At 66.9% G+C, this 23,933-nt stretch carries 21 protein-coding genes, 1 tRNA gene and 1 pseudogene; 11 read left to right on the plus strand and 12 right to left on the minus strand.

What is annotated here, in order from left to right; translation table 11 throughout:
- Positions 1-52: 52 nt before the first annotated feature.
- Positions 53-637 carry a GNAT family N-acetyltransferase gene (locus tag AC0L6G_RS12735; RefSeq protein WP_473252400.1) on the minus strand — a complete coding sequence of 195 codons (585 nt, stop codon included), beginning with the start codon at positions 635-637 and terminating at the stop codon, positions 53-55.
- Positions 634-1,173: an RNA 2',3'-cyclic phosphodiesterase gene (gene thpR, locus AC0L6G_RS12740; protein ID WP_473252401.1), complete on the minus strand. Its 540-nt coding sequence runs from the start codon at positions 1,171-1,173 to the stop codon at positions 634-636. Before thpR ends, AC0L6G_RS12735 begins: the two co-directional genes overlap by 4 nt.
- A 130-nt stretch (positions 1,174-1,303) precedes the next feature.
- Here thpR and AC0L6G_RS12745 point away from each other — a divergent pair, with 130 nt between their 5' ends.
- Both AC0L6G_RS12745 and AC0L6G_RS12750 read left to right on the plus strand, forming a co-directional pair.
- Positions 1,304-2,053 (plus strand): Bax inhibitor-1/YccA family protein, encoded by a 750-nt coding sequence (locus AC0L6G_RS12745; protein ID WP_055754260.1) that lies wholly within the window; start codon positions 1,304-1,306, stop codon positions 2,051-2,053.
- Between the two features lie 169 nt (positions 2,054-2,222).
- Positions 2,223-3,239 carry a class I SAM-dependent methyltransferase gene (locus AC0L6G_RS12750; protein WP_473252402.1) on the plus strand — a complete coding sequence of 339 codons (1,017 nt, stop codon included), beginning with the start codon at positions 2,223-2,225 and terminating at the stop codon, positions 3,237-3,239.
- A gap of 1 nt (position 3,240) precedes the next feature.
- On the opposite strand, the gene AC0L6G_RS12755 is transcribed toward AC0L6G_RS12750, so the two are convergent.
- Positions 3,241-3,576: a DUF2794 domain-containing protein gene (locus AC0L6G_RS12755; protein ID WP_184279866.1), complete on the minus strand. Its 336-nt coding sequence runs from the start codon at positions 3,574-3,576 to the stop codon at positions 3,241-3,243.
- A gap of 319 nt (positions 3,577-3,895) precedes the next feature.
- On the minus strand, positions 3,896-5,227 hold the full coding sequence (locus AC0L6G_RS12760; protein WP_473252403.1) for a trypsin-like peptidase domain-containing protein: 1,332 nt from the start codon (positions 5,225-5,227) through the stop codon (positions 3,896-3,898).
- Between the two features lie 173 nt (positions 5,228-5,400).
- Here AC0L6G_RS12760 and AC0L6G_RS12765 point away from each other — a divergent pair, with 173 nt between their 5' ends.
- The 4 genes from AC0L6G_RS12765 to AC0L6G_RS12780 all read left to right on the plus strand — a co-directional run bounded on the left by AC0L6G_RS12765 (position 5,401) and on the right by AC0L6G_RS12780 (position 8,343).
- Positions 5,401-5,700 carry a DUF6356 family protein gene (locus tag AC0L6G_RS12765; RefSeq protein WP_473252404.1) on the plus strand — a complete coding sequence of 100 codons (300 nt, stop codon included), beginning with the start codon at positions 5,401-5,403 and terminating at the stop codon, positions 5,698-5,700.
- Positions 5,701-5,782: 82 nt separating this feature from the next.
- A complete protein-coding gene (rlmN, locus tag AC0L6G_RS12770) occupies positions 5,783-6,943 on the plus strand; it encodes a dual-specificity RNA methyltransferase RlmN (protein ID WP_473252405.1) in 1,161 nt (386 codons plus the stop codon).
- Positions 6,944-7,058: 115 nt separating this feature from the next.
- Positions 7,059-7,499 carry a DUF350 domain-containing protein gene (locus tag AC0L6G_RS12775; protein WP_291537623.1) on the plus strand — a complete coding sequence of 147 codons (441 nt, stop codon included), beginning with the start codon at positions 7,059-7,061 and terminating at the stop codon, positions 7,497-7,499.
- A gap of 13 nt (positions 7,500-7,512) precedes the next feature.
- Positions 7,513-8,343, plus strand: coding sequence for a S1 family peptidase (locus AC0L6G_RS12780; protein ID WP_473252406.1), 831 nt, complete (start codon positions 7,513-7,515; stop codon positions 8,341-8,343).
- Positions 8,344-8,689: 346 nt separating this feature from the next.
- On the opposite strand, the gene AC0L6G_RS12785 is transcribed toward AC0L6G_RS12780, so the two are convergent.
- From AC0L6G_RS12785 to AC0L6G_RS12795, 3 genes are all read right to left on the minus strand, one after another.
- A complete protein-coding gene (locus AC0L6G_RS12785) occupies positions 8,690-11,557 on the minus strand; it encodes a M16 family metallopeptidase (RefSeq protein WP_473252407.1) in 2,868 nt (955 codons plus the stop codon).
- A 242-nt stretch (positions 11,558-11,799) separates the two neighbouring features.
- On the minus strand, positions 11,800-12,225 hold the full coding sequence (locus tag AC0L6G_RS12790; RefSeq protein ID WP_473252408.1) for a type II toxin-antitoxin system PemK/MazF family toxin: 426 nt from the start codon (positions 12,223-12,225) through the stop codon (positions 11,800-11,802).
- Positions 12,226-12,271: 46 nt separating this feature from the next.
- Positions 12,272-13,159: an isoaspartyl peptidase/L-asparaginase family protein gene (locus tag AC0L6G_RS12795; RefSeq protein ID WP_473252409.1), complete on the minus strand. Its 888-nt coding sequence runs from the start codon at positions 13,157-13,159 to the stop codon at positions 12,272-12,274.
- Between the two features lie 185 nt (positions 13,160-13,344).
- Between AC0L6G_RS12795 and AC0L6G_RS12800 the strand changes: the two genes are divergently transcribed.
- Complete coding sequence (locus tag AC0L6G_RS12800; protein ID WP_473252410.1) at positions 13,345-14,346, plus strand: NADPH:quinone oxidoreductase family protein; 1,002 nt, start codon at positions 13,345-13,347, stop codon at positions 14,344-14,346.
- Between the two features lie 28 nt (positions 14,347-14,374).
- Here the strand turns inward: AC0L6G_RS12800 and AC0L6G_RS12805 are convergent, their stop codons facing one another.
- Positions 14,375-14,773, minus strand: coding sequence for a YkvA family protein (locus AC0L6G_RS12805; protein ID WP_473252411.1), 399 nt, complete (start codon positions 14,771-14,773; stop codon positions 14,375-14,377).
- A 55-nt stretch (positions 14,774-14,828) separates the two neighbouring features.
- Between AC0L6G_RS12805 and AC0L6G_RS12810 the strand changes: the two genes are divergently transcribed.
- The 3 genes from AC0L6G_RS12810 to AC0L6G_RS12820 all read left to right on the plus strand — a co-directional run bounded on the left by AC0L6G_RS12810 (position 14,829) and on the right by AC0L6G_RS12820 (position 17,560).
- On the plus strand, positions 14,829-15,611 hold the full coding sequence (locus AC0L6G_RS12810; RefSeq protein WP_293826586.1) for an SDR family NAD(P)-dependent oxidoreductase: 783 nt from the start codon (positions 14,829-14,831) through the stop codon (positions 15,609-15,611).
- Between the two features lie 243 nt (positions 15,612-15,854).
- A tRNA-Gly gene (locus AC0L6G_RS12815) sits at positions 15,855-15,929 on the plus strand.
- Positions 15,930-16,453: 524 nt separating this feature from the next.
- A complete protein-coding gene (locus AC0L6G_RS12820) occupies positions 16,454-17,560 on the plus strand; it encodes an acyltransferase family protein (RefSeq protein WP_473252412.1) in 1,107 nt (368 codons plus the stop codon).
- Positions 17,561-17,797: 237 nt separating this feature from the next.
- Here the strand turns inward: AC0L6G_RS12820 and AC0L6G_RS12825 are convergent, their stop codons facing one another.
- The 3 genes and pseudogenes from AC0L6G_RS12825 to AC0L6G_RS12835 form a co-directional block, all read right to left on the minus strand.
- Positions 17,798-18,043: a hypothetical protein gene (locus tag AC0L6G_RS12825; protein ID WP_473252413.1), complete on the minus strand. Its 246-nt coding sequence runs from the start codon at positions 18,041-18,043 to the stop codon at positions 17,798-17,800.
- Positions 18,044-18,316: 273 nt separating this feature from the next.
- A protein-coding gene (locus AC0L6G_RS12830; protein ID WP_303718781.1) for an IS3 family transposase occupies positions 18,317-19,506 on the minus strand; the annotation gives its coding sequence in 2 pieces (ribosomal slippage) (positions 18,317-19,248 and positions 19,248-19,506; 1,191 coding nt in all).
- Between the two features lie 65 nt (positions 19,507-19,571).
- Positions 19,572-21,698 (minus strand): annotated as a pseudogene (locus tag AC0L6G_RS12835) (Tn3 family transposase); the annotation flags it as partial.
- Positions 21,699-21,792: 94 nt separating this feature from the next.
- Here AC0L6G_RS12835 and AC0L6G_RS12840 point away from each other — a divergent pair.
- Positions 21,793-22,422 (plus strand): recombinase family protein, encoded by a 630-nt coding sequence (locus AC0L6G_RS12840; protein WP_169576808.1) that lies wholly within the window; start codon positions 21,793-21,795, stop codon positions 22,420-22,422.
- A 76-nt stretch (positions 22,423-22,498) separates the two neighbouring features.
- On the opposite strand, the gene AC0L6G_RS12845 is transcribed toward AC0L6G_RS12840, so the two are convergent.
- Positions 22,499-23,686, minus strand: a complete 1,188-nt coding sequence (locus AC0L6G_RS12845) for an MFS transporter (protein ID WP_473252414.1) — start codon at positions 23,684-23,686, stop codon at positions 22,499-22,501.
- Between the last annotated feature and the right edge of the window lie 247 nt (positions 23,687-23,933).

Raw genomic sequence — 23,933 nt, forward strand, 5'->3', positions numbered from 1 at the left:
ATCCTCGTTCGGTTTGGAAGGGATACGATGCGCCGACGCATTCGGTTGTCGGTCAGCGATTCAGGCGCGTCCGATTGATCGCCCATTCGTCGCGCGTCTGGCCCCACAGATCGATGGCGATGTCCTGGTGCGGTTCGGGCAGGGCGCCCGGCCCGCGATTGCGCGATCCCAGCCGTGTCGCGACCGCCGCCGAGGGCAGGTTCTCGGGCGCGATGCAGTGGATCACGTCGTCCCAGCCCAGCACCTCGAAGGCGTAGTCCATCGTGGCTGCGGCCGCTTCGACCGCATAGCCCTTGCCGGTGGCGTCGCGATGAAGGCTCCAACCCACCTCGCGGCCGGGCCAGCCATAGGGATGTAGCGGCCCGATGCGGCCGATCCACTGGCCGGTTTCCTTTTCCAGGATGGAGAACATGCCCTCTCCCGCCAGGGCCCACATGCCCGCGACGGTGCAGATCAGGCGCCAGACCTGGGGCGCGGGCTGGACCCCGCCGATGAAGCGGGCGGTTTCGGGATCGGCCATGAACTCAGCCCAGCGCGGAAAGTCCTCAACCGCCGGCGGACGCAGGATCAGCCGCTCGGTCTCCAGCGTCGGCCCCAAGGTCACATGCGGCGGCACGGTGTATGCGGCAGTGGTCACAGCAGATACTCCCGCTCCAGTTCGTAATGGCTGCCGCTGTCGGTCAGGCCGCTGGAATACAGGCCGAAGCGGTCGATGCGGATCGGCGGCGAATGCAGCAGATTGTGCCCTGACACCCAGGCGCCGAGCCGTTCGGGATTGGTCTGGGTTTTCAGATACGCCAGGGTCACATGCGGTTTGTAGGCGCGCGCCTCCATGCCGATCCCGGCGCGTTCTCCGGCGGCCTTGCAGCGTCCGGCGAGAACCGACAGGCGCTCATTAGGCGTTTCGACCCCGGCCCACAGCGTGTGGCTGCGGTGGTCGTCGCCGAAACAGCCGACGCCCTTCAGCGCGATTTCGAACGGACCGCCCGTCACGCGCGTCAGCTCCGACGCCAGGTCGTCGGCGCGGCGTTCGTCGATCTCGCCATAGAAAGCGAGCGTGACGTGCAGGGCGTCCAACGGCCGCCACCGTGCGCCGGGCAGGCCCGATTGCCGTCGTCTCAGCGTCTCTGCGACATCGGGCGGCAGGGTCAGGGCGGTGAACAGACGAAGCATGCGACCGAAAGTAGCGGCCGGAACACAAGCCTCCAAGTCCGGTTTTCCTTGCAGCGCGGGCCTAGGCTCACGATATTCAAAGCGTGTGACCGGAGAAGCCTCTCCGGCCAATCGGAGAAAGTTCGTCGCCATGAGCGATTTCAACAACGGTTACGCCCGTCCTCTGCCGCAGACGGCCGACATGTCGGTCGACGCCGGCCTGCGCAGCTTCATGCTGGGCGTCTACAACAAGCTGGCCCTGGGCCTCGTGGTCGCCGGCGCCCTGGCCTATGTCACCGGCAATGTGCCGGCGGTGCAGCAGTTGCTGTTCGTCCAGACGGCGGACGGCCGGATCGGCCTGACCATCCTGGGCATGATCGTCCAGTTTTCGCCGCTGGTGATGCTGTTCGGCTCGATGTTCTTCATGAAGAACCCGACGGCCAAGGGCGTGAACATGCTCTACTGGGCCGTGGTCGCCACGATCGGCGCGGGTCTGGGCATCCTGTTCCTGCGCTATACGGGCGGTTCGCTGGCCACCACCTTCCTGGTGACGGCGGCGGCCTTCGGCGGTCTGAGCCTGGTGGGCTACACGACCAAGAAGGACCTGACCGGCATGGGCACCTTCCTGATCATGGGCGTGATCGGCCTGATCATCGCCTCGATCGTGAACATGTTCCTGCAGTCCGGGACCTTCTACCTGATCATCTCCGGCCTGGGCGTGCTGATCTTCTCGGGTCTGATCGCGTACGACACTCAGCGTCTGAAAATGACCTACTACGCCTTGGGCGGCGACCAGAACGCGATGGGCGTGGCGACCGGCTTCGGTGCCTTGAGCCTGTTCATCAACTTCGTGAACCTGTTCCAATTCCTGCTGGCATTCATGGGCGGCAACCGGAACTGAGGTCTGTCGAAAGACGGATACGGAAAGGGCCCCTCGCGGGGCCCTTTCTCTTTTGAACTGTGCGGGCTGTTTCGTCTGTTGCCAGGGTGCTTACAGGTGATAACGAGCCGCGTAAGGTTATGCGTTCTGCGCTCTCCTTGAGGCGTCGCGGCGATGAGGAGATATCGACATGAATTTGGGTCGGCTTGGCCGCAGCCTACGAAGGATCGCTCGGCTCGGCACGCTGCCTTCGCGAATGGTGGCTGTCGAACGTGCGGTGCGTCGCATGGAAATCAGTCAGCGCGAACAGCGCCGCGAAATCCAGCAGGGGCTTGCACAACTGATGCTGCCTGAAGAGGCTGTCTGGCGCGGACAGCCGTCGCTGCTCACAGACGCGAGCCCTGGATACAGAGTGTTTGATCGTGGCGCTCTGTGTCGGCAGGACAGCTTTCAACAGCCCTATTTCTCATTCTGGACATCGCGCCTGGGCGAGGGCTTGCGGTACCACAGAAAGCTCTGGGAATTCGTATTCATCTCGCAGGCGCTCTGGGAGCGTGGCGTGTGCGTTGATGGGCGCCGCGGGCTGGGATTCGGCGTCGGACGCGAGCCGCTTACGGCGATGTTCGCCTCGGAGGGCGTCTCTATTACGGCGACCGACCTTGCGCCGGACGGCAAGGCCGAAATGGGCTGGGCTGAAACCAAACAACATGCCGACGGCAAGGAAGCGCTGCGCAATCGCGCTGTTTGCGCTGATGATCTATTCGATCGCAACGTGGAGTTCCGCTTTTGCGACATGAACGCCGTTCCGGAAGAGCTTACAGGCTATGATTTCTGCTGGTCGGCCTGTGCGCTGGAGCATCTGGGGTCGATCGAGAAGGGCCTAGCCTTCATCGAGCGGTCGATCGACTGTCTGAAGCCGGGCGGCTGGGCGGTTCACACCACAGAGTACAATGTGTCGTCCGACGATGAGACCGTCGATAATCTGGGAACGGTTTTGTTCCGCAAGCGGGACTTCGAGGCGCTTGCGGATCGTCTGCGGGCCAAAGGGCACGAGATGTCGGCGATGGACTGGAATCCCGGCGAAGGGGCTGTTGATCGATACTTGGACATGCCGCCGTATCGCCATGACCCGCATTTGAAGATGATGCTGATGGGCTTCACGACCACGTCGATCGGCATCATGGTCCGCCGGGGCGAGGCGATCTGAGCTACTCCACCACTTGGAACCGGCGGCCGTCGAAGACGCGCAGCACCTGGGCCAGGTCGCGGCCACGTTTCAGGATTTGGCCGCCTTCGCCGATGACGGCCCACTGGCCTTGGCGGGTTTGGAGGGCGGGGCGCTTTTCGATGCGGTAGAGCGGGGCGTCGCCGCTGCGGCGAAAGACGGCGAACTCGGCGAAGTCCTTGTGCCCGACCATGGCGTAGTCGCGCCATTCGCCCTGCGCGACCATGCGGCCGTACACCCTGAGGATCGGGTCAAGTTCGCGACGGTCGAAGAAGACGGGGCCGGGCGCCGGCGTCGTGTCGTGAGGGTTCAGGCTCATGGGTTCAACTTAGGTCGCTGGCGGCGCGACGCCAGAGGCGGCCGGGAAATCGACGCAGACACGAAATGGCCCCGTTTCGGTCCTTCGCCCGCCCGTATGAGCAACGAAATATCGATCATCGGCTCGTCGGAGTTCGGAAGCGTCCCGGATCCTGAACAGCCCCCCCAGCCCCCCTGGATGTTTCCAGTTTACGGGCTCCGGCGGCCGATGCTTCCTCCAAGCGAGCGCCCGCCCTGCCTTTCCCCTCCCCCTCCCTGGCAAGGCGGGCGTTTCGCTGTCTGGAGCCTGCCAGCAGCGCCGTGTCGGCGCCTGACCCCGCCTAAATCGACAAGGTCAGGTTCAGGGTCTCTCCATTTCGGATCACGGTCGCCTCGACTGATCCTGAGGTGCCTTGCAGGGCGGTGGCGGCTGCGCGAGCGTCGGCGACAGGCTGGCCTGCGATGGCGGTGATCACATCGCCGGCCGTCAGTTCGGCCTGGGCGGCGGGCGAGCCAGCCGCGATCGCCGTGACCTGGGCGCCGCCGTCCTGGTCTCGCAGCGTCGCCCCATAGGCCAGTACCGATTGAGCCCCGGCGATTACGGGCTGATCAGCGGGCGTCTCGACCGCCAGCGACGTGGTCGCCTCGCGGCCCCCGCGCAGATAGGAAACGCTGAGATCCGAGCCCGGCGCGGCGATGCCGATGGTGGCGTTGACCGAGCCGGCGTTGGCGACGGGGCGGCCCTGGATTCGGGTGATGACGTCGTTGTGGCGCAGGCCGGCGCGCTCGGCCGGCGATCCCGGCGCGACATCGGCGACGACGGCTCCGCGTACGATGCCCAGATGCAGGTCGCGCGCGCGCTCGGCGTTCAGCGAGCCGAAGATGGCCCCGGTCGCGCCGCGCTTGACCTCGCCGTTCTTCTTCAGCTGGTCGGCGACATAGAGCATGATCCGCGTCGGCACGGCGAAGGCGATGCCGTCGTTGCCGCCGCCGAGACCCCCCGACAGGATCGAGGTGTTGATGCCGATCAGGCGGCCGCGGCTGTCCAGGAGCGGCCCGCCCGAGTTGCCCGAGTTCACTGCCGCGTCGGTCTGGATGTAATCCTCGACTGCATCGCCTAGCCCTGAGCGGTTCAGGCCCGAGATGACGCCCATGGTCAGGGTCTGGTCCAGGCCCAGCGGATAGCCGACCGCGAAGGCCAGGTCGCCGGTGCGCAGGGTGTCGGAATCCACCGTCTGGACCTGTTTGAGGTTCAGCGGCCGACCGTCAGGCGTGATGCGAAGCACGGCGATGTCGGTCGCCTTGTCCGCCCCCACGAGCACAGCGTCGAACAGGCGGCCGTCCGTCAGATCGACGGTGAACTTTCGCCCGCCCTCGACGACGTGATTGTTGGTGATCACCAGCCCCTCGGCCGCATCGACGATGACGCCGGAACCGGAGGCGTAGGGTTTGGGATCGGCCGCATCCGAACTGGGACCGCGCGACTGGCCCAGGGTCGTGACCTGAACCACCGCCGGAAGCGAGCCCTCGAGCCCCGACGAGAAGCTGAAGACGCCGCGCCTGGCGTCATAGGGCAGGCCTGCCGCGCCCGATTGCGCCAGCACCGGCGTCGCCGAGGCCATCAGGGCCAGGGCGACGGCCATGGAAGAGGCGGGCGATAGGCGGATCGGCATGGGCATTTCCTTGATCGAGCGCCGACCCTAGACCGAGTTTTCACTTCTGACGATGGGTCTGAAGCGGGCAGGTGGCGTGTTGGTCACGTCCAATGAACAGATCGCGATGGGGGTTGCGTCGCCGGCCGTCCGGCGTGACCATGGTTGTTGAGAAAACAGGGAAGGCCGCCGCCATGAGTCAGACGACGATCGACCGCCGCCGTTCGGGCTCAACCCCGTTCGACCGCCTGTTCCGCGACCACCCGCGCGAGGTCGACGAGACCTATCTCCAGCACATGGTCGCTTCGGCGGGTTTCGGCTTCAAGCTGCTGGGTCTGGCCGGCGCCGCCTTCTCCCACGCCGTCGTGCCGGGCGTGCACAAGGCCACCGTCTCGACCGCGATCCGCAGCATGGCCAAGGACATGGGCGGTCGGGCCGAGGAGGCGCGCGAGACCCGGATGCGCGACGCCGGCGTCTGGGACGTGGGCCTCTAAGGGCAGTCGAATCCGCCCCGGCCATGCAATCGCCGGGATCCGTGCTATATAGGCCGGCTCAACCTCACGCAGGATCGCCGCCTTGAGCATCACGCTCGATCTTTCGCGCGTCTCTAACGCGCCCGCCGTCAAGGCTCCCGTCAACCTCAGCGGTCTGACGCGCGCCGGCCTGCGCCAGGCCCTGATCGACGCGAACGTCTGCCCGCCCGAGAAGGCCAAGATGCGCGCCAGCCAGGTGTGGAGCTGGATCCACCACTATGGCGTGACCGAGTTTTCGGCCATGAGCAATGTCGCCAAGGACATGCAGGCCAAGCTGGCCGAGCATTTCACCCTGGCGCGCCCCGAGGTCGTCGAGCGCCAGGTGTCCAAGGACGGCACGCGCAAATGGCTCATCCGCACCGCGCCGGGCATCGAGATCGAGACCGTCTATATTCCCGACGTGGGCCGGGCCGGCGCCCTGTGCGTGTCCAGCCAGGTCGGCTGCACCCTGAACTGCACCTTCTGCCACACCGGCACGCAGAAGCTGGTGCGCAACCTGACCGCCGCCGAGATCGTGGCCCAGGTCCAGGTCGCCCGCGACGACCTGGAGGAATGGCCGTCGCCGAAGGAAGACCGCCGCCTGTCGAACATCGTCTTCATGGGCATGGGCGAGCCGCTCTACAATCTGGACAACGTCGCCGACGCCATCGACATCATCTCGGACAACGAGGGCATCGCCCTGTCGCGGCGGCGGATCACGGTCTCGACCTCGGGCGTCGTGCCGCAGCTGCAGGCGCTGGGCGAGCGGACGGCGGCCATGCTGGCCATCAGCCTGCACGCCACGAACGACCCCTTGCGCGACGTGCTGGTGCCGCTGAACAGGAAATATCCGCTGGAGCAGCTGATGGCGGCGATCCGGGCCTATCCGGGCCTGTCGAATGCGCGGCGGGTGACGTTCGAATATGTGATGCTGAAGGGCGTCAACGACAGCCCGGAAGAGGCGCGCGCCCTGCTGAAGCTGATCGAGGGCATCCCGGCCAAGATCAATCTGATCCCGTTCAATCCCTGGCCCGGCGTCGAATACGAATGCTCGGACTGGAAGACGATCGAGCGTTTCGCCGCCATCCTGAACAAGGCCGGCTACGCTAGCCCCATCCGCACCCCGCGCGGCCGCGACATCCTGGCCGCCTGCGGCCAGCTCAAGTCCGAAAGCGAGAAGGTCCGCGCCAGCGCGCTCAGGAAGGCGGAGCAGGCGGCGGCCTGATCTGCGTCGCCTCCCCATTGCCGGGGGAGAGACACAACCCTCGACACATAATGTCACGCACTGTGTCCCGGCCGCGCTTGCGGATTGGGGCGACAATGGGGCAAGGCGTCTGGTCATGGACCCGTCTTTGTCGAACGTGCTGTCGAGCGCCGAGGTGCAGGCCTTCGCCTCGGGCTTTCCGGTCATGGTCATGCACCTGATCGTCACCCTGCTGCTGCTGGTCGCGGGGGCGACGGTCTATGCGATGCTGACGCCGTGGAAGGAGGTCGCGCTGATCCGCCAGGGCAATACGGCGGCGGCCGTCGCCTTCGCGGGCGTGCTGGTGGGGCTGGCCGTGCCGTTGGCCGTGTCGCTGTCGGTCTCGACCTCGGTGCGCGACATCGCCATCTGGGGCGTGGCGACGGTGGTGCTGCAACTGCTGGCCTTCCGCGTCGTGGACCTGTTGCTGACCGGCCTGCCCGAGCGGATCCGGCATGGCGAGATTTCGGCGGCGGTGGTGCTGCTGGGGGCCAAGCTGGCGACGGCGGTGATCCTGTCCGCCGCCCTGACCGGCTGATCGGGGCGGGCCGATGCAGTTCCCGCGCCTGCCGGACTGGGCCATCTACGGCGCCGTGGCGGCCGTCTTGCTGGCGGTGTCGCTGGGCCGGCGCGAGAACGCCGACGCCCCGCCCGCGCCGCCCGCCCCCAATGTGGAGGACGGGCCGCTTCTGGGGCCGATCACCCCCTTCGATACGGCCGTGACCGTCGATGCGGGCCAGGCGCCGTTCAAGCCGGCGTCGGGCACCGCCTTCTCCATCGCCGGGCGCGGACGCTGGGTGACGGCGCGTCATGTGGTCGAGGGCTGCCGCAGGCCGGCCCTGGTGGTGGGGCCGGGCCGGGCCGTGGCCGCCGACGTGCGCCTGGCGCCGCGCGCGGACGTGGCGCTGCTGATCACCGACGGCGGGCCGGCGGCCCTGCCCGTGGCGGTCGGCGACCCCTTGCGGAAGGGACAGAGGGCGTTTCATCCCGGCTTCCCGCAAGGCCGGCCGGGCGAGGTGACGTCGCGCCTCCTGGGCCGCGAGACGCTGAAGGTGTCCGGCCGCGGGGCGCGCGAGGAGCCGGTGCTGGCCTGGGCCGAGGTGGGGCGCACCGACGGGCTCGAAGGGACGCTGTCGGGCCTGTCGGGGGCGCCGGCGCTGGACTCGCAAGGGCGGGTCGTCGGCGTGACCATCGCCGAGGCGCCGCGCCGGGGCCGCATCTATACGACCGCGCCCGAGACCTTCGGCCCGGCGATCCGCGGCGAACAGACCCTGGCCGAGGCGGCGCGCGGACCGGCGGTGACGACCGAGGACTATGGCCAGGTGGCGAACGCGCTGCGGCGCGACCTGCGCGTGGCCCAGGTGGTGTGCCTGGGGGCGTGAGGCTGAGCTGCACCTGCGGAAAGGCGCGACTTCACGCCATCTGCCCTATATGGCTGTAAACGCAACGGAATATCGATCCGGAATTGCCCTGGCGCCATACGCCGGGGTTCAGACTTGGACTCTTGGACTCGGAAAAACAGTCCAACGAGTCCAAGTCGACGGCATCGCGATGTCAAAGACCACGGGCGATCATAACCCCGTTTCCGACGGCGTAGGGACGAAAGCCGCTGCTGATCGCCAAGTGGTTGAAAAGCCGAGGCGTTGCGAGCCCGATTGCGCGGGTTGGCGATGAACGGCGCCGCGCCCTCCCCCGCAGGGGAGGGCGATCCGTCTGCTTTCGGCGCGCCTACTTCAGCGAGCCCGAGTTCAGATTCAGGGCGCCGGCCTCGATGACCTCCAGGTTCGGGTGTCTGGCCCGCAGGGCGTCCAGGAATTTGGAGCCGTCGCCGACGATCACCAGGCTGGCGCGATCGGCCGGCAGGTGTTCGGCGAAGGCGGCCTGGACCTGTTCCGGGGTGACGGCGCGGACGCGGCCGGCGTAGTCGGCCAGTTCGCTCATCGGCAGGTCGTAGAGGGCCAGGTTGGCGACCAGCGTCCCCAGGCCGTCCACCGTCTCCAGCGAGCGGCCGAAGCCGCCGATCAAGGTGGCGCGGCGCGGCGCCAGGTCGGCGGCCGTGGGGGTTTCGGTTCCCAGCTTGGCGATCTCGGCCAGGATCAAGTCGGCGACCTCGTCGGCCGTCTCGTTCTTGGTCTGGGTCGAGGCGGTGAAGACGCCCGCATCGGCGCGCGCGCCCAGCGACGAGGAGGCGCCGTAGGACAGGCCGCGCTTGATGCGGATCTCCTGGTTCAGACGCGACGAGAAGCCGCCGCCCAGCAGGGAATTGCCCAGCGTCAGCGGGAAGAAGTCGGCGTCGGTGCGCGACACGCCGCGCACGGCGGCGACCACGGCGGCCTGGCCGGCGCCGGGCTGGTCCACCACGACGATGCGCGGGGCCAGGGGCTGTCCGGCCGGATCGGCGGCCGGGGCGGGCGCGGCGCCGGCGGGGCGCCAGTCGCCGAACGCCTGTTGGGCCAGGGCGCGGGCGGCGTCGGGCGCGATGTCGCCCGAGAAGACCAGGGTCGCGTCCGACGGGCGATAACGGGCGGCGTGGAAGGCGGCGACGTCGGCCGGGGTGATCGTCGGCACGGTCTGGGGCGTGCCCGATCCCGGCGCGCCATAGGGGGCGTCGCCATAGACGACGCGGCCCACGGTCATGCCGGCGATGGCGCCCGGCTGGCTGAGGGCGACGCGCAGGCCGTCCAGCGTCTGGGCCTGCTGGCGTTCCAGCTCCTCGCCGGCGAAGGCGGGGTTCTTCACCAGATCGGCCATCAGGGCGACGGTCGCGGGGAAGGCGTTGGCCGGGGCGTTGGCGTAGACGTTGGAGAAGTCCACCCCGGCCGCGGCGCCGACGGCGGCGCCCAGCTGTTCGATCTGGGTGGCGATCTCGGGCGCCGTCCGGGTCTTGGTTCCCTGGGTCAGCAGCGAGGCGGTCAGGGCGGCGACCCCGGCCTTGCCCGCCGGATCGTCGGACGAACCGGCCTTGAAGCCGAGCCGGGCCGAGACCAGCGGCAGGCCGTCGGTCGGGGCGACCAGGACGCGCAGGCCGTTCGACAGGCGGAAATCGGCCACGGCCGGGGTGGCGGGCGCGACCTCGGGCCCCGGCTGGGGCAGACGGGCGCGTTCGGCCTCGGGCAGCAGGACGGCGGGTTCGCCGGCGGGCGCCAGATCGGCGACCTTTACGGGCGCATCCACGTTCATCTTCTGCACCGAGGCCGGGTTCTGGGCGTCGGCGGCCAGGAAGGTGATCGTCGACTGGCGCTGCGGCGTCAGATATTTGCGGGCCACGCGTTGCACGTCGGCGGCGGTGACGGCCTGGATCTGGGCCACCTCCCGATCGGCGGCGGCCGCCGACCCGGTGTTGATCAGCGAGAAGCCCAGGGCGGTGGCGCGGTCGTCCACCGTCTCGCGGCTGCGCAGGGTGTTGGCCACGATCTCGTTCTTGGCCTCGTCCAGCTCCTGGGCCGTGATCGGCGCATCGCGCAGCTTGGCGATCTCTTCGTTCAGGGCGGCGATCCCCTCCTCGGCCGTATGGCCCTGGGCCATGATGGCCAGGGCCGACAGATTGCCCGCCTGCTGGGCGAAGTCGGGGGTCGAGCCGATCTGGGCCGCGATCTGCTTGTCATAGACCAGCGAGCGATACAGGCGGCTGGATTCGCCGGTCGACAGCACCCCGTCCAGGACCGTCAGGGCGGCGCGGTCGGGATCGGCGTATTTGACGGTCGGCCAGGCGACGACGGCGGCCGGCAGCGGCACGTTCGGCGCATAATAGGTGACGTTTTTCGGAGCGCTCGGCTCGGGCTCCACCACATGGTTGGCCGGGATCGGCGTCGTCGGATTCTTCAGCGGGGCGAAATACTGGTCGATCCAGCGGTCCAGCTGGGCCTGGTCGAAATTGCCCGCCACGATCAGATAGGCGTTGTCGGGCCGATAGTAGGTGGCGTGGAAGCGGCGCACGTCGTCCAGCGACGAGGCCTCCAGCTCCTCGATCGAGCCGATGCCGGGGCGGCGATAGGGGCTGTCCTGATAGATGGTCTCGGGCACGAACAGGCCGAACAGCCGGCCGTAGGGGTTGGCCAGGATGCGCTGGCGGTACTCCTCCTTCACCACGTCGCGCTCGGCCACGAAGGTCGGCTCGTCCACGACCAGCGAGCCCATGCGGTCGGCCTCGGCGAACAGCATCCTCTCCAGATGGTTGGCGGGCACGGTCTCGAAATAGGCGGTGGTGTCGTCGGCGGTGAAGGCGTTGTTGGAGCCGCCCACGTCCTCGGTCAGCCGGTCGAAGGTCTCGGGCGGCAGGTTCCGGGTCGACTTGAACATCAGGTGTTCGAACAGGTGGGCGAAGCCCGAGCGCCCGGCCGGATCGTCCTTGGACCCGACCTTGTACCAGACCTGGACCGTGACGTTGGAGGTGTCGGCGTCGCGCGCCGTATAGACCTCCAGCCCGTTGGGCAGGACGCGCCTGGCGAAGCCGAGCGGCGGCACGGTCACGCCCTGCGGCGCCTGGATCGCCGAGGGGGCGGCGGCGCTGTCTGCGAAGGCGGGGGCGGCCAGGCCGAGAAGAAGGGCCGAGGCGGCGGCCCCGGCTTTGAGCGTGGCGATCAGGCGGAATTTCATAGGGGGCTCCGGGCCCGGAACGCCGGGCGGGCCGAACGTAACAGCGATTGCGCGTCTTGCACCTTACCGAGATGTAATGAAGCGATGCAGCGGGCGCCGGAAAATGAAAAAGCCTCGCCGAAGCGAGGCTTTCTACGTCGTGCAAGGGCTTGCTTTCGCCTTGGGCTGCACGACGGCCTCTTTCGAGGTCTTAGACGCGGATCGCCGAAGCGAGAGCCGCCAACGGACGCATACCTAGAGTTTCAGAGGCTTTTTGTCAAGTGCGCCAAACCTAGGCCAGCCAGTATGCTGGACCGTATTCTTCTCAGATTTTCGTTGCTTACAGTCGCGAAGCAATACTCTCGTTTCCCTTGCCGGCCTTTGGGCAAGCGGATGAAATCAAGCCGCGACAAGGCCACGGCCGCCATCATGTCGGCCTTGACCCATACGCCGGCCCTGTCCAGCCAGGCTGGAAGCTGATCCGGCAGGTCGATCTGGCAATGAAACTGCTGCACGGGATCGGGCGGCGTGGTCGACAGGGGCACGACGGTGCAGAGGCCGGGTCTTGCCGCGATCTTCGGGCTGACCACCACGACCGGCCGGCGCTTGACCATCTCCGGCGGAACGAATCCGGTGTCGAAGTCGCACATCAGGATCGTGCCGATCTTGGGATGTTCTCGGATCGCCATGACCCGGGTTCGCGTATTCCGGCGATGTCGTCAATCCTGGCGTGTGTCACGTCCCGGGAAAGACCCGCACGCCGATCTCGCCTTTGGGGGTCAGCCAGGCGTGTTTCATGCCCTGGCTGTTGAAGGGGGCGGCGATGTTTCCGGCGGCGTCCAGGGCGATCAGGCCGCCGTCGCCGCCCTTCCCGTCGCCGTCCAGGGTTCCGATCTGGTCGATCACGGCCTGGGTCGCCTGGGCCAGGGTCTGGCCGGCGGCGACGCGCCAGGCGGCCTGGGCGGCGGCGGCGACGCGGATGAAATATTCGCCCTGTCCGGTGCAGGAGACGGCGGCGTGGTCGTCGGCCCAGGTTCCGGCGGCGGGGATGGGGGTGTCGCCGACGCGGCCCGGCATCTTGCCGAAGACGCCGGCGGTCGAGGTGGCGGCGGCGAGACGTCCCTGGCCGTCCAGGACACAGCAGCCGACGGTGCCGTGGCCCAGGGCGCCGGGCGGATGGTTGTCCTCGCCCCGGCCCGCGCCGGTGAACCAGGCGGCCTCGTCGGCGATCGGCTCAAGCCCCTGGTCGTGGGCGAACAGGGCCGCGCCCTGGCCTGCCAGCATGACGTGGGGCGTGCGCTCCATCACCGCGCGGGCGGCCAGGACCGGATTGCGGAAGCCCTGAAGCGCTGCGACCGATCCGGCCCGGCGCGTCGAGCCGTCCATCAGGCTGGCGTCCAGCTCATAGGCGCCGGCCTGATTGGGCGAGGCGCCCCGGCCCGCGACATACAGCCCCGAATCCTCCAGCATGACCACCGCTGCGGTCGCGACGTCCAGGGCGCTGTCGCCCGCGTCCAGCCGCTCCGCCATGGCCTCGACCACCTGGCGCATGTGCGCGACCTCGGCCTCGTAGTTGCGTTCACGCCGGGCGCCGGCGCCGCCGTGGAGGATGAGGGCGGTCATGGAGTCTTCCTGAGCTTGGCTTTTCGCCTCTTTCAATCGGGCGTGGCGCTGTTTAGCGTCGCGACGAGGGCTGCGCCATGTCGGCCACGAAGAAACGGCCTCAAGCAGCGCGAAGCGCGATAGGCCAGGGATAAAGTGAAACGGCCTCAAGCAGCGCGAAGCGCGACAGGCCCCAAGGAGGAAAGATGCGCGCTGTCCTGTCCAAAACGCCCGGCGGTCCCGAAACCCTGGTGGTCGAGGAGGTGCTGGACCCCACGCCCAAGGCCGGAGAGGTGGTCATCGAGGTCAAGGCGGTGGGGATCAACTATCCCGACACATTGATCATCGAGGACAGATACCAGTTCCGGCCCGAACGGCCCTTCTCGCCTGGCGCCGAGGTCGCGGGCGTGGTCGAGGCGGTGGGCGAGGACGTCAAGGGCGTGTTCAAGGGCGACCGCGTCATCGCCGCGCCCGGCTGGGGCGGGCTGGTCGAGCGGCTGGCGGTGCGGGCCGAGACCGTCATCCCGATCCCCGAGGCGATGAGCTTCGAAGAAGCGGCGGCCCTGATCATGACCTATGGCACCAGCTATTACGCCCTGAAGGACCGGGCGCAGCTGAAGCCGGGCGAGACCCTGCTGGTGCTGGGCGCGGCCGGGGGCGTGGGCGCCGCCGCCGTCGAACTGGGCAAGGCCATGGGGGCGCGCGTGGTCGCCGCCGCCTCGACCAACGAAAAGGTGCAGTTCGCGCTGGATATGGGGGCCGACAACGGCCTGATCTATCCGTCCGGTCCGATGGACAAGGCCGCCCAGAAGGCGCTGTCGGGCGAGTTCAAGCTGGCCACCGGCCGCGACGGGGCCGACGTGGTCTATGACGCGGTGGGCGGCGACTACGCCGATCCGGCGATCCGGGCGATGGACTGGAACGGGCGCTATCTGGTGGTGGGCTTCCCGGCGGGCATTCCGTCGCTGCCGCTGAACCTGACGCTGCTGAAGTCGGTGTCGGTGATCGGCGTCTTCTGGGGCGCGGCCGTCGCGCGCGATCCCGAGGGTCACGCCGCCAACATGGCCGAACTGATGCAGATGTACGCCGACGGCAGGATCAAGCCGCGCGTGTCGCGGACCTTCCCGCTGGAAAAGGCCGGCGAGGCCATCAAGGCCCTGGGCGACCGTCAGGCCCTGGGCAAGATCGTCGTGACGGTCGAGAGTTGATCCCACACCGCGCAGCGAGGGAGGATCGTCATTTCGCCTTCAGCCGCTGGACCGCCTCTTCGGCCAGGTCGCGGTGGCGGCGTTTGATGTTGGCGCCGACCATGGCCAGGACGGCGGTGATGACCGCCGCGTCGTCGGTATAGCCGATGCCGGCGAAGAGGTCGGGAATGGCGTCCACCGGCAGGACGAAATAGGCCAGGCCGGCGAGGATCATCCCCTTGGCCGCCATCGGGGTCTGGGGGTCGCGCGCGGCGTACCAGGCGGCCAGGGCCTGGTCCGCGAAGGGGATGCGGGCGGCGGTGCGCTGAATCTTGGGCCAGAAGCCCCTGGCCACGCGGGCCTCGTTGATCCTGACGACGGCGGGAACCAGCGCCTTCTTGGGGTCCAGGGCGTCGGCGGGATCGGCGGGTTTGGCTTTGGCGGTCATGGCCGCTAAATCCTCAATCGAAACTCGGGTTCAACATTACATAGGAACGAACAGGATGAAACTGGACAGCAGCATCGCCGCCGTCGTCACGGGCGGGGCCTCGGGCCTGGGCGAGGGCACGGCCCGCGCCATCGCCGCCACCGGCGCCAAGGTGGCCCTGTTCGACCTGAACGCAGAGAAGGGCGAGGCGATCGCCGCCGAGATCGGCGGCGTCTTCTGCCAGGTGGACGTCACAGACGACGCCTCGGTCGCCTCAGCCTTCGAAAAGGCCCGCGCCGCCCATGGCCAGGAGCGGCTGACCGTCAACTGCGCAGGCATCGCCACCGGCATGAAGACCGTCTCGCGCAAGAAGGACACCGGCGAGATCAAGGCCCACGACATGGCCCAGTTCGAACGCACCGTGCGGGTCAATCTGTTCGGCACCTTCCGCGTCCTGTCGCAATCGGCGGCGGGCATGGTGACGCTGGAGCGGATGGCGGACGGCGAGCGCGGCCTGATCGTCAACACGGCCTCGGTGGCGGCGCAGGACGGCCAGATCGGCCAGGCGGCCTATTCGGCGTCCAAGGGCGGGGTCTACGCCATGACCCTGCCGATCGCGCGCGACCTGGCCCAGGAAGGGGTGCGCTGCAACACCATCCTGCCCGGCATCATGTGGACGCCGATGATGGCCGGCATGGACCAGAAGATCCAGGACGCCCTGGCCGCCGCCATCCCCTTCCCCAGCCGCCTGGGCACGCCGGCCGACTATGCGTCCCTGGTGCTGGAGCTGGCGCGCAACGTCTATATCAACGGCGAATGCATCCGCCTGGACGGCGCCATCCGCCTGGCGCCGCGCTGAGGCGCGCGAGGGCGCTACGCTCGCGTTCCCGCCTGCGCGGGGATAAGGTGCGGCCGCTCGCTGCTCGAGCGCGAAAGACGCTCCGGCCGCGAGCGGCCGGGGGGCCAGGGGCGGCGGTTCGGGGGCCGGTCCGGCTCAGGCAGGGCGAAGCGCGATAGCCGCAAAAAAGAGCTTGCAGGATCGTTCGACCCTCCGCTATACGCCCCCTCCTCGACGGGGCGCACACGCGGCGCCTTACGGATCGCGGGCGTAGCTCAGGGGTAGAGCACAACCTTGCCAAGGTTGGGGTCGAGAGTTCGAATCTCTTCGCCCGCTCCAGTCGAGATTGCTAAGGCAATCAATAGGTTATGGCAGGGCGATCCCGGCGGGATCGCCCACCCTATTTTCCCCGCCGCTACCACACCGCTACCAAAACCTTTTGTTTGGTGAGGAGGAGGAGGCTTGGTTCTCCAACGTGGCATTGAGGCGAAATCGGCTGAAGTCTCCTGAAACACCGAATCATTGTCGCGACTGATGGCCGAGCCTTTTCCGAGGGACGTGGTCGGCGCAACGTGCAGCGGAGGCGGGCATCAAGGGTAGCCGGGCAGCGACGGCCCGAGCTTGAACGCCGCAGCATGGCAAGGAGCGGCAACGACTTACGAGCGTCGCTCTCGCATCTGGCGGCGCAATTCTGATCTATATTCCGCTCCGTGCGCCTGGCGCTCCTTCCGGGAAACGTCGACTATATGGGCGTCACCAATGGCCTAACTCCAAGCTGATCGTCCCGGGTTGCAGGCCACGCCGGCATCTTTCATTGGGCGCACTTAACGGTTCTGGAACCGCATCGGCCGCATATGGGGCGGATGACACAGCTGGAAACGCCGCAGGACCTGCGACCGCTCACCGCGCTGCGCTTCGGCGCCGCCATCTGGGTGGCCCTGTTCGCCTTCTGGCCTGACCTCGACGTCTCATGGATGCCGAACCTGGTGGCCAAGGGCTATCTGGGGGTGGAGCTGTTCTTCGTCCTCAGCGGTTTCATCCTGTGTCACGTCTATCTGGCGGCGCATGGCGAGAAGCGGTTCAGTTATGGTTCGTTCCTCTGGGCGCGGATCGCGCGTGTCTATCCCCTGCATATCGCCACCCTGATCGGCGTCGGCGTCCTGGCCTTCGGGGCGCTCGCCGCCGGGATGAGCGTCAACGGCAATATCCTCAGCTGGTCGTCGTTGCCGGCCAACATCCTGATGGTCCACGCCTGGGGCTTCGCGCCCGTGGCCGGCTGGAACCATCCGTCCTGGTCGATCTCGGCGGAGTGGTTCGCCTATCTGTCCTTCCCCGCCTTCGCCTTTGTGGCCTGGCGGCTGCGCGAGCGGCCGATCACCGCCGTCGTCGGCGCGGTCTTTTTCCTGGTCGGCCTCTACATCGTCTTTCAGAAGCTGGCCGGCTTCCCCCTAACCGAGGCCACCATCCGCTGGGGCGCGCTGCGGATCGTCCCCTGCTTCGCGCTGGGCTGCGCGCTGTATCTGATGCACCGCAAGGTCAGCCTGCCGCGTCCGGCCTGGATCGCCGCCGGCGCGGCAGTGGCCATCGCCGTCGCGGGGTCGCTGTCGGCGCCGGACGCCCTGATCGTGCCCCTGTGCGGCGCCCTGATCCTGGCCCTCGCCTCCCTGTCCAACGCCCGCGCGGGCTGGCTGGCGTCGAAGCCCGCCGTCTATCTCGGAGAGATCAGCTATTCGGTCTATATGGTCGTGGTGCCGTGGAAATTGCTGGCCGTGAACGCGGCGTCCAAGCTCACAGGCGGAGGCGACAAGCTTCAACTCTTCGTGTGGCTGGCCGTGTTCCTGATGCTGCCGGTGGTGGCCGCGGTCTCCTACCACCTGGTCGAATTCCCCGCCCGGCGGGCGCTTCGCGGCATCGCACAGCGTCGGGCCGAGCGCGATAAAGCGCGCACAGCCGGGCCACAGCTCGCCTGAAAAGGGGCTTTTACGGCGCGCTGACTAGACCGCGTTTTGGCGGCGGGGGCTATATGATCGCGACGCGTCTGCTGACTTTATGTCGACAGTTTCCGGGCCGGCAGGCCCGGAGCAGCGGCCGTCGTCGTCATCGGGCTGGTGTTGATCCGGTGGATGGCTATCACCAACGTCGCCGGGGTTCGGATTTTAACTACTCCCGGGCTTCGCCTTGCCATAGGGTCCGGCGATCGCGTTACTTTAGGCCAGCATGAAGACCCCACGCGGGCCGAAGTCTCTGCGAGCGATTGTCGGCGCCCAGCGCAGAACCTCGTCTTGATATGCCGGGTTTGTCGCTGCGGCTTCGATGACGGCGACGACGTCGAGCATAGTCTTGAGGTCGAGCGCCGATATGAAAACAGGTCCGTTCGAGAACAGGTTGGGCCTCGAGGCGAGAAGCGCACCGACGAGCTCCGCATTTTCAGCCTCCGCGCTAACAGCCGCCATCAGGCTGGTCCTGTCCGGTGACGCAGAAACAATGCCTGTTGAGCCGAGCTCCACGGGCGCCTTCGTCTAGGTTTCCGGTTTCACTCATCAGGGTCCTTTGGCCCTCTAAACTGGGAAGCAAGGCTTCGGCCCGGGTTGGGGGCGCATGGCGAGGCGTTCTGCGCTGTTGGATTGTTCCTTGCCATCCCAATAGGACCTCGCCGGGACTCTGATAAAGCCTCTGATAAAATGATCGCCGCTCCCGATTTTTTTGAGTGACGTGACCCCCGTTTCTCATCCAGCCATAACGAGAGTCCTTTGATGATCTGAACTTGGGTTGGTGGGGTTGGCAAGAGGCCGGTCAGCGCAGCCTTCAACCAGCGCAGCGGACCGGCCGATCTGTCCGTTGAGCGCATCTGCGTAAGCCTGCGGCGTCAGCCATCCCAGCTTCGAGTGCGGCCGGGTTTCGTTGTAGTCGCGCCGCCAGATTTCGAGGACGGCCCGGGCGTGCGGCAGGGATCGGAACAGCGTCTCGTTCAGCAGCTCGTCGCGCAGGCGGCCATTGAAGCTCTCGTTGAAGCCGTTCTGCTGAGGCTTGCCGGGCGCGATGTAATGCCAACCCACGCCGGCGTCGTCGGCCCAGGCCAGGATGGCGTTGGACGTGTACTCCGTGCCGTTGTCGCTGATGATCGTCTCGGGTCGCCCGCGTCGCAGGATGATGGCGTCTAGCTCGCGCGCCACCCGACGGCCTGACAGCGAGGTGTCGGCGACGAGGCCGAGGCATTCCCGCGTGCAGTTGTCGATCACCGTCAGGATGCGGAAGCGCCGCCCGTCGGTCATCTGATCGGACACGAAGTCCAGCGACCAGCGCTGGTTCGCGAACAGGGGAATCTCCAGCGGCCGCCTTGTGCCCATCGCGCGTTTGCGCCCGCCGCGCCGGCGCACTGTCAGCTTTTCCTCGCGGTAGATCCGCTGGACCCGCTTCTTGTTGACCGCATGCCCCTCGCGCCGAAGCATCACGTGCAGGCGGCGATAGCCGAACCGCCGCCGCTCCTGCGCAAGGGCCTTCAGTCGATCCCGCAGGACGCTGTCGTCCGGTCGCGTCGCCTGATAGCGCACGCTCGTCCGATCAACGCCCAGCACCCGGCAGGCCCGCCGTTCGCTCATCTCGTAGGCCGACTGCAGGTGCGCCGCCGCCTCTCGATGCGCAGCGGGCGTCACCACTTTTTTCCCAGCAGATCCTTCAGCGCGACGTTGTCCAGCATCGAGTCCGCCAGCATCCGCTTCAGCTTGGCGTTCTCGTCTTCCAGCGCCTTCAGCCGCCGGGCCTCCGACACGTCCATGCCGCCATACCTGGCCTTCCACTTGTAGAAGGTCGGCGAGCTCAGCCCGTGCTTCCTGCACAGGTCCGCCACCGGAACACCGGCCTCCTGCTCGCGCAGGATCCCGATGATCTGCTCTTCTGTGAACCGTGATCGCTTCATTCTGTCCGTCCTTTCAAGGGGCGGACTCTAGCTATTCCTGGAGGAGTTTCAGGGGGTCACGTCAACGGCGCGAAGCGGTCGTTGACGTGGGTATAGGCCTTGATGCCGGGATCGTTGCCATAGCGAGCGTTGACCGTGTTCATCGCCTCGCCCTGTCGCGCGGCGGGGTAGAATTGACCATCGGCGGATGCGGTAGTGCCCATACCCCAGACCTGCGCCATCGGCAGATCGCCTTGTGCGGCGACCACACGGGCCAGCGCCTGATCGATCGCCTCGCGTTCGACGTGCCAGCGCGCGAGCCGAGAGAGTTGCCAGTAATCATGGGTGTTGGAAGCCTCGGCCATCTTGCGCAGGCCCAGGTTCAAACCTTCTGCGAGCAGGACATTGAGCAGGCCGATCCGGTCGCCGCACGGAACGCCGGTGCGCAGGTGCGTGAAGGCCTCGGTGAAGCCGAGCGCGGCATCGACGTCGAGCAGCAGGTCGGTGATGCGGACGGGCGGCAGGCGGCGATACAGATCGAGCACCAGATCATCAATTCCATCCGGCGCATCGGCGGTGAGGCGATCGATGCGCAGCGTTCCGTCTTCGATGCTGCCTTTCGGGATCGTGCCGTTACGCGCGGCGCGACCGAGCCGGGCCAGGCCATCGGCGAGACGGGCCTTGCGATCGGCTAACCAGACATACGGGTCGGACGGTACGGCCAGCTTCGCAGCATGCGCGACTTCCATCGACACGAGGACGTTACGGAGGTCACCATACCGATGCGAGCGGTCGAGGCAGATGTCGCCCGAGCGTAGCGCGTCACGCAGGTGGAACATGACCGCGACCTCTCGGAGACGGGCATCATCGTCGCCTTTCGCTCGCAACTGTCTCCGCCATTTGGAATGCGGCCGCAGGAAATCGTCAGTCGCCGGGGGCGTGCCTTTGGTGGCGATGGCGGTCACCGCGTTCAGCAAGGGCCGGGCGACCGGCGCGGCTTCGAGGTCGAGGCAGCGCAACATGCGCGGGGCATAGCGACGGAAGCGGTGATAGCCCTGATCGACATGGGCCAGCGGATCGTCACCCAACGTGTCCGTCAGCGTCCGGGCGGTAGCGACGAGGCGGGTCAAATGCCCCCATCCCGCCGCATCCGCGATCGCATCCTCCAGCGACGCACCGCCGCCATGCGCTTCGAGCAGCGATTGTCCGAGCGCGGCGAAGCCCGCCAGCGTCGCAGTGACCGCACCCCTGTTATCTGCGATCCGAGCGTCATGCAGCTGCTTCGCCTCCCGCCAGGTACGCCCGACGATCCGGTCATGTGTTTCGATCACCGCATCCGCAGTCGCGGTTGCCCACTCGATCATACAGACCGCGAGGATGGCGCGACGCCGGTCGGCACTCAGATCACGCAGACCATCGGCGAAGTAGCGTTCGCCCTGTCGCCGCAACCTGGCGACGCGATGCGGTGGGACTCCGGCAAGCAGACCGGCATCGAGGTCCATCGCACGCAGGAACTCCAATCGATCGAGTAGCCGGTTCGCCGCGGCGGAATTGTTGCCCGGCTCGATCCGGCGCAGCCAGATGAAGCGGCTGATCGCGCCCGGCAGCATTTCAGTGGTCAGCTCGTCGAGCCGAGCGCAGGTCGCGGGATTGAGCCGCTCGGCGATCCGCCTTTCAATTCGGCGTTCGGCCGCGACGAGCGCATCCGCGCACAACCGCTCGATAGTTGTGATCGCGGACAGGATGGTCATAGTGTCACGGCAGCGAGCGATGAAACGCCGGGCGAGATCGTCGTTGGAGCGTGCCTGTTCGGCTTCGGCGAACAGCCATTCACGAAAAGCCTGCGCTCGCGGACCCTGTCCGGGGAACGTCCTGTACCCATAGATAGAGCGCAGCACCTCCATGTGCTGCTGGCGGGTTTGGCGCCTGACGGCGTAGCGGACGAGCGTATCGCCGGCGATGCCAAGTTGAGCCCCCAAGAAGGTGGATACCGCGAGCGGGATCACTTCGCCGGGTACCAGCATCCGGCCCGGACGGCGCAGTGCGCAGAGTTGCAGGGCGAAGCCGATCCGGTTTTCCGGCCGGCGCCGCCGGTCGATGTGAACCAGGTCGTCATCCGCCAGAATGTAATGCCGCAGCAGCGACGCCTCGTCGGTCGGCAGGTCAAGCAGCGCCGACCGCTGCCGGGCGCTCAGGATGTGGCGTCTCGGCATGTGGCAGTGTCCCTGTTGAACAGAAGTCTGTTTTGGACAACACTCACCCCACGCAAATCAAGGGTTTTTGAAGCCTGATTTCAGGAAGGTTCAATTGGGACAACGCGCCGCCATCTACGCCAGGGTCTCGACCGCCGACCAGTCGTGCGAGCGGCAGCTGCGTGACCTCGCCGGTTTCGCCGAGCGTGGCGGCTATGAGGTCATCGACGTTTTTCGCGAAACCGCCTCAGGGATGAAGGCCAACCGCTCGGCGCGCGCCGAAGTGATGAAACTGGCGCAGGCCCGCCACATCGATGCGATCCTTGTCACCGAACTCAGCCGGTGGGGACGCTCGACCCAGGACCTGCTCGATACGCTAAACCGGCTGTCGGGTTGGCGGGTATCGGTAGTCGCGATGAGCGGGATGACGTTCGAGGTCGATACACCGCACGGGCGAATGATGGCTACGATGCTCGCCGGCATCGCGCAATTCGAGCGCGACATGCTGAGCGAGCGCGTTCGGTCCGGTCTCGCCGCGGCGCGGGCGCGGGGTCGCAAACTCGGGCGACAGGCCGGCGACCGCCCCAAGTCCGACCGGCTCGCCCCCAAGGTGCTGGCGCTCGTTGCCGAAGGTCGCAGCTATCGTTGGATCGGGCGCGACCTCGGCCTCAGCAAGAACACCGTCGCCGCGATCGTGGGGCGGGCGCGGTTGGACACGGCCCCTGACATTGAAATAGCAGAGTAATCAGTTTTCACCTCCCGCCCCCGCCGAGAGGGCGCCAGTCGCCCCATATCGGCCTGTCGCTGAAGCTGCCGTACATTCATCGACCAGCAGATTGGGTGCCGCTTGTCGGACGCGACGCCAGTCTAACGGCAAACCTGCTGAACAACCCCCATCCCGCCAAGCCGGCGGCTGTACCCAGCGTACCGGCAATCAGATAAGCACCGACCGCGTTGCTCGGGGTGAACAGCCCACCCGTGACATAGCCAATGATGACGGCGCTGCTCGTGACTGCGCCATAAATAGCTGCAACCTTCCCATGGTGGTCAGTCGGCGTTTCGTTTTGCAGCATCGTGCGTACCGCCACATTGTGCACGCTGTTGGCAACTCCGCCGAATACGAAAACCATCCCGATCAACATGATGGTGGCCGCGCCGACCAAAGCGGCGCTGCCGATCACCAGCATGGTCACGCCAATCATAGTGGCCGCAACGAAAGCCAAAGGAGCAGGTCGGCGCATCGGCCGCGCACCTGCCGCGAGAGCGCCCAGGATCATGCCGGCGGCCCAGCAAGCGGTTACCAGGCCAAATGAGAGGGGGCCTTGCTTCAGCGTCACTGTGATCAGGAACACGAATGCTACATCTGCGATGGCAGAGGCAAAGACCTCCAAAGCCAGCGATCCTGTCATCACCGTGATCCGCCGGTTGCGGAGGATCGGCCAGTACTCGGCGAGCAATGTACGAGGTTCCTGCTCATCCGGCGCTATCGGCCGGCGCAAGCCGCTGGCCAGGATCACGGTGGCGAGCAAGACGTAGCTGGCAGCATCAATGAGCAAAGCACTGCGCGCGCCGATCCACGCAATCAGGATACCGCCCGCTACCGGACCTGCAAGCATCCCAACACCGCGCACAAGCTCAAGCACGGAATTCGCGCGGCTGAGCGGCATGCCAAGTGCTGTCGCCAGTACGGGTATAAGCGCGAAGGTCGCCGTTCCGCTGATGGCGAAGCAGATGCTGAGCACGCTTGCGCCAACGAGCGTCGGCAACATCGCCGTGTTGCCGGCAATCCAGGCGAGAAGCGCCGCTTGTGCTAGGCCGGTGACGACAAGTATTCTGCCAGCATCACGCCTATCGACAAAGCGACCGATGAACGGAGCAGCGATTAAACCAGGTAGCAGCTGCGCAATCAGCAGCATGGGCACGGCAAAACGCGTCTCGTTCTCGGCAGCCCGAAACATCAGAGTGATGAGGGAGATCTCGTCACCAATGGTGGAGACAGTTAAGGTCACCAGCACAAGCCAGCCCCAGCCCGATCTGATCCGTACAGCTACCGTCCCGGGTCCCTCCATAACAGGCATTTGTCTGAGGCAGGGTGCTGAAGCAACTTATTTGCCCGACGGGCGCTCGACCGGAAGATATTCAGGGCAGTGCTTCCGCAAAGCCCGCTGCGTACAGAAAAACCGGGCGAGCTCGAGATGGCAGCGAGTAGAGGATCGCTGTCGGAAAGCCACCAATCCGTTCTCCAGCCAAACCCGG

The organism is Brevundimonas sp. D3-1P (assembly GCF_055809335.1).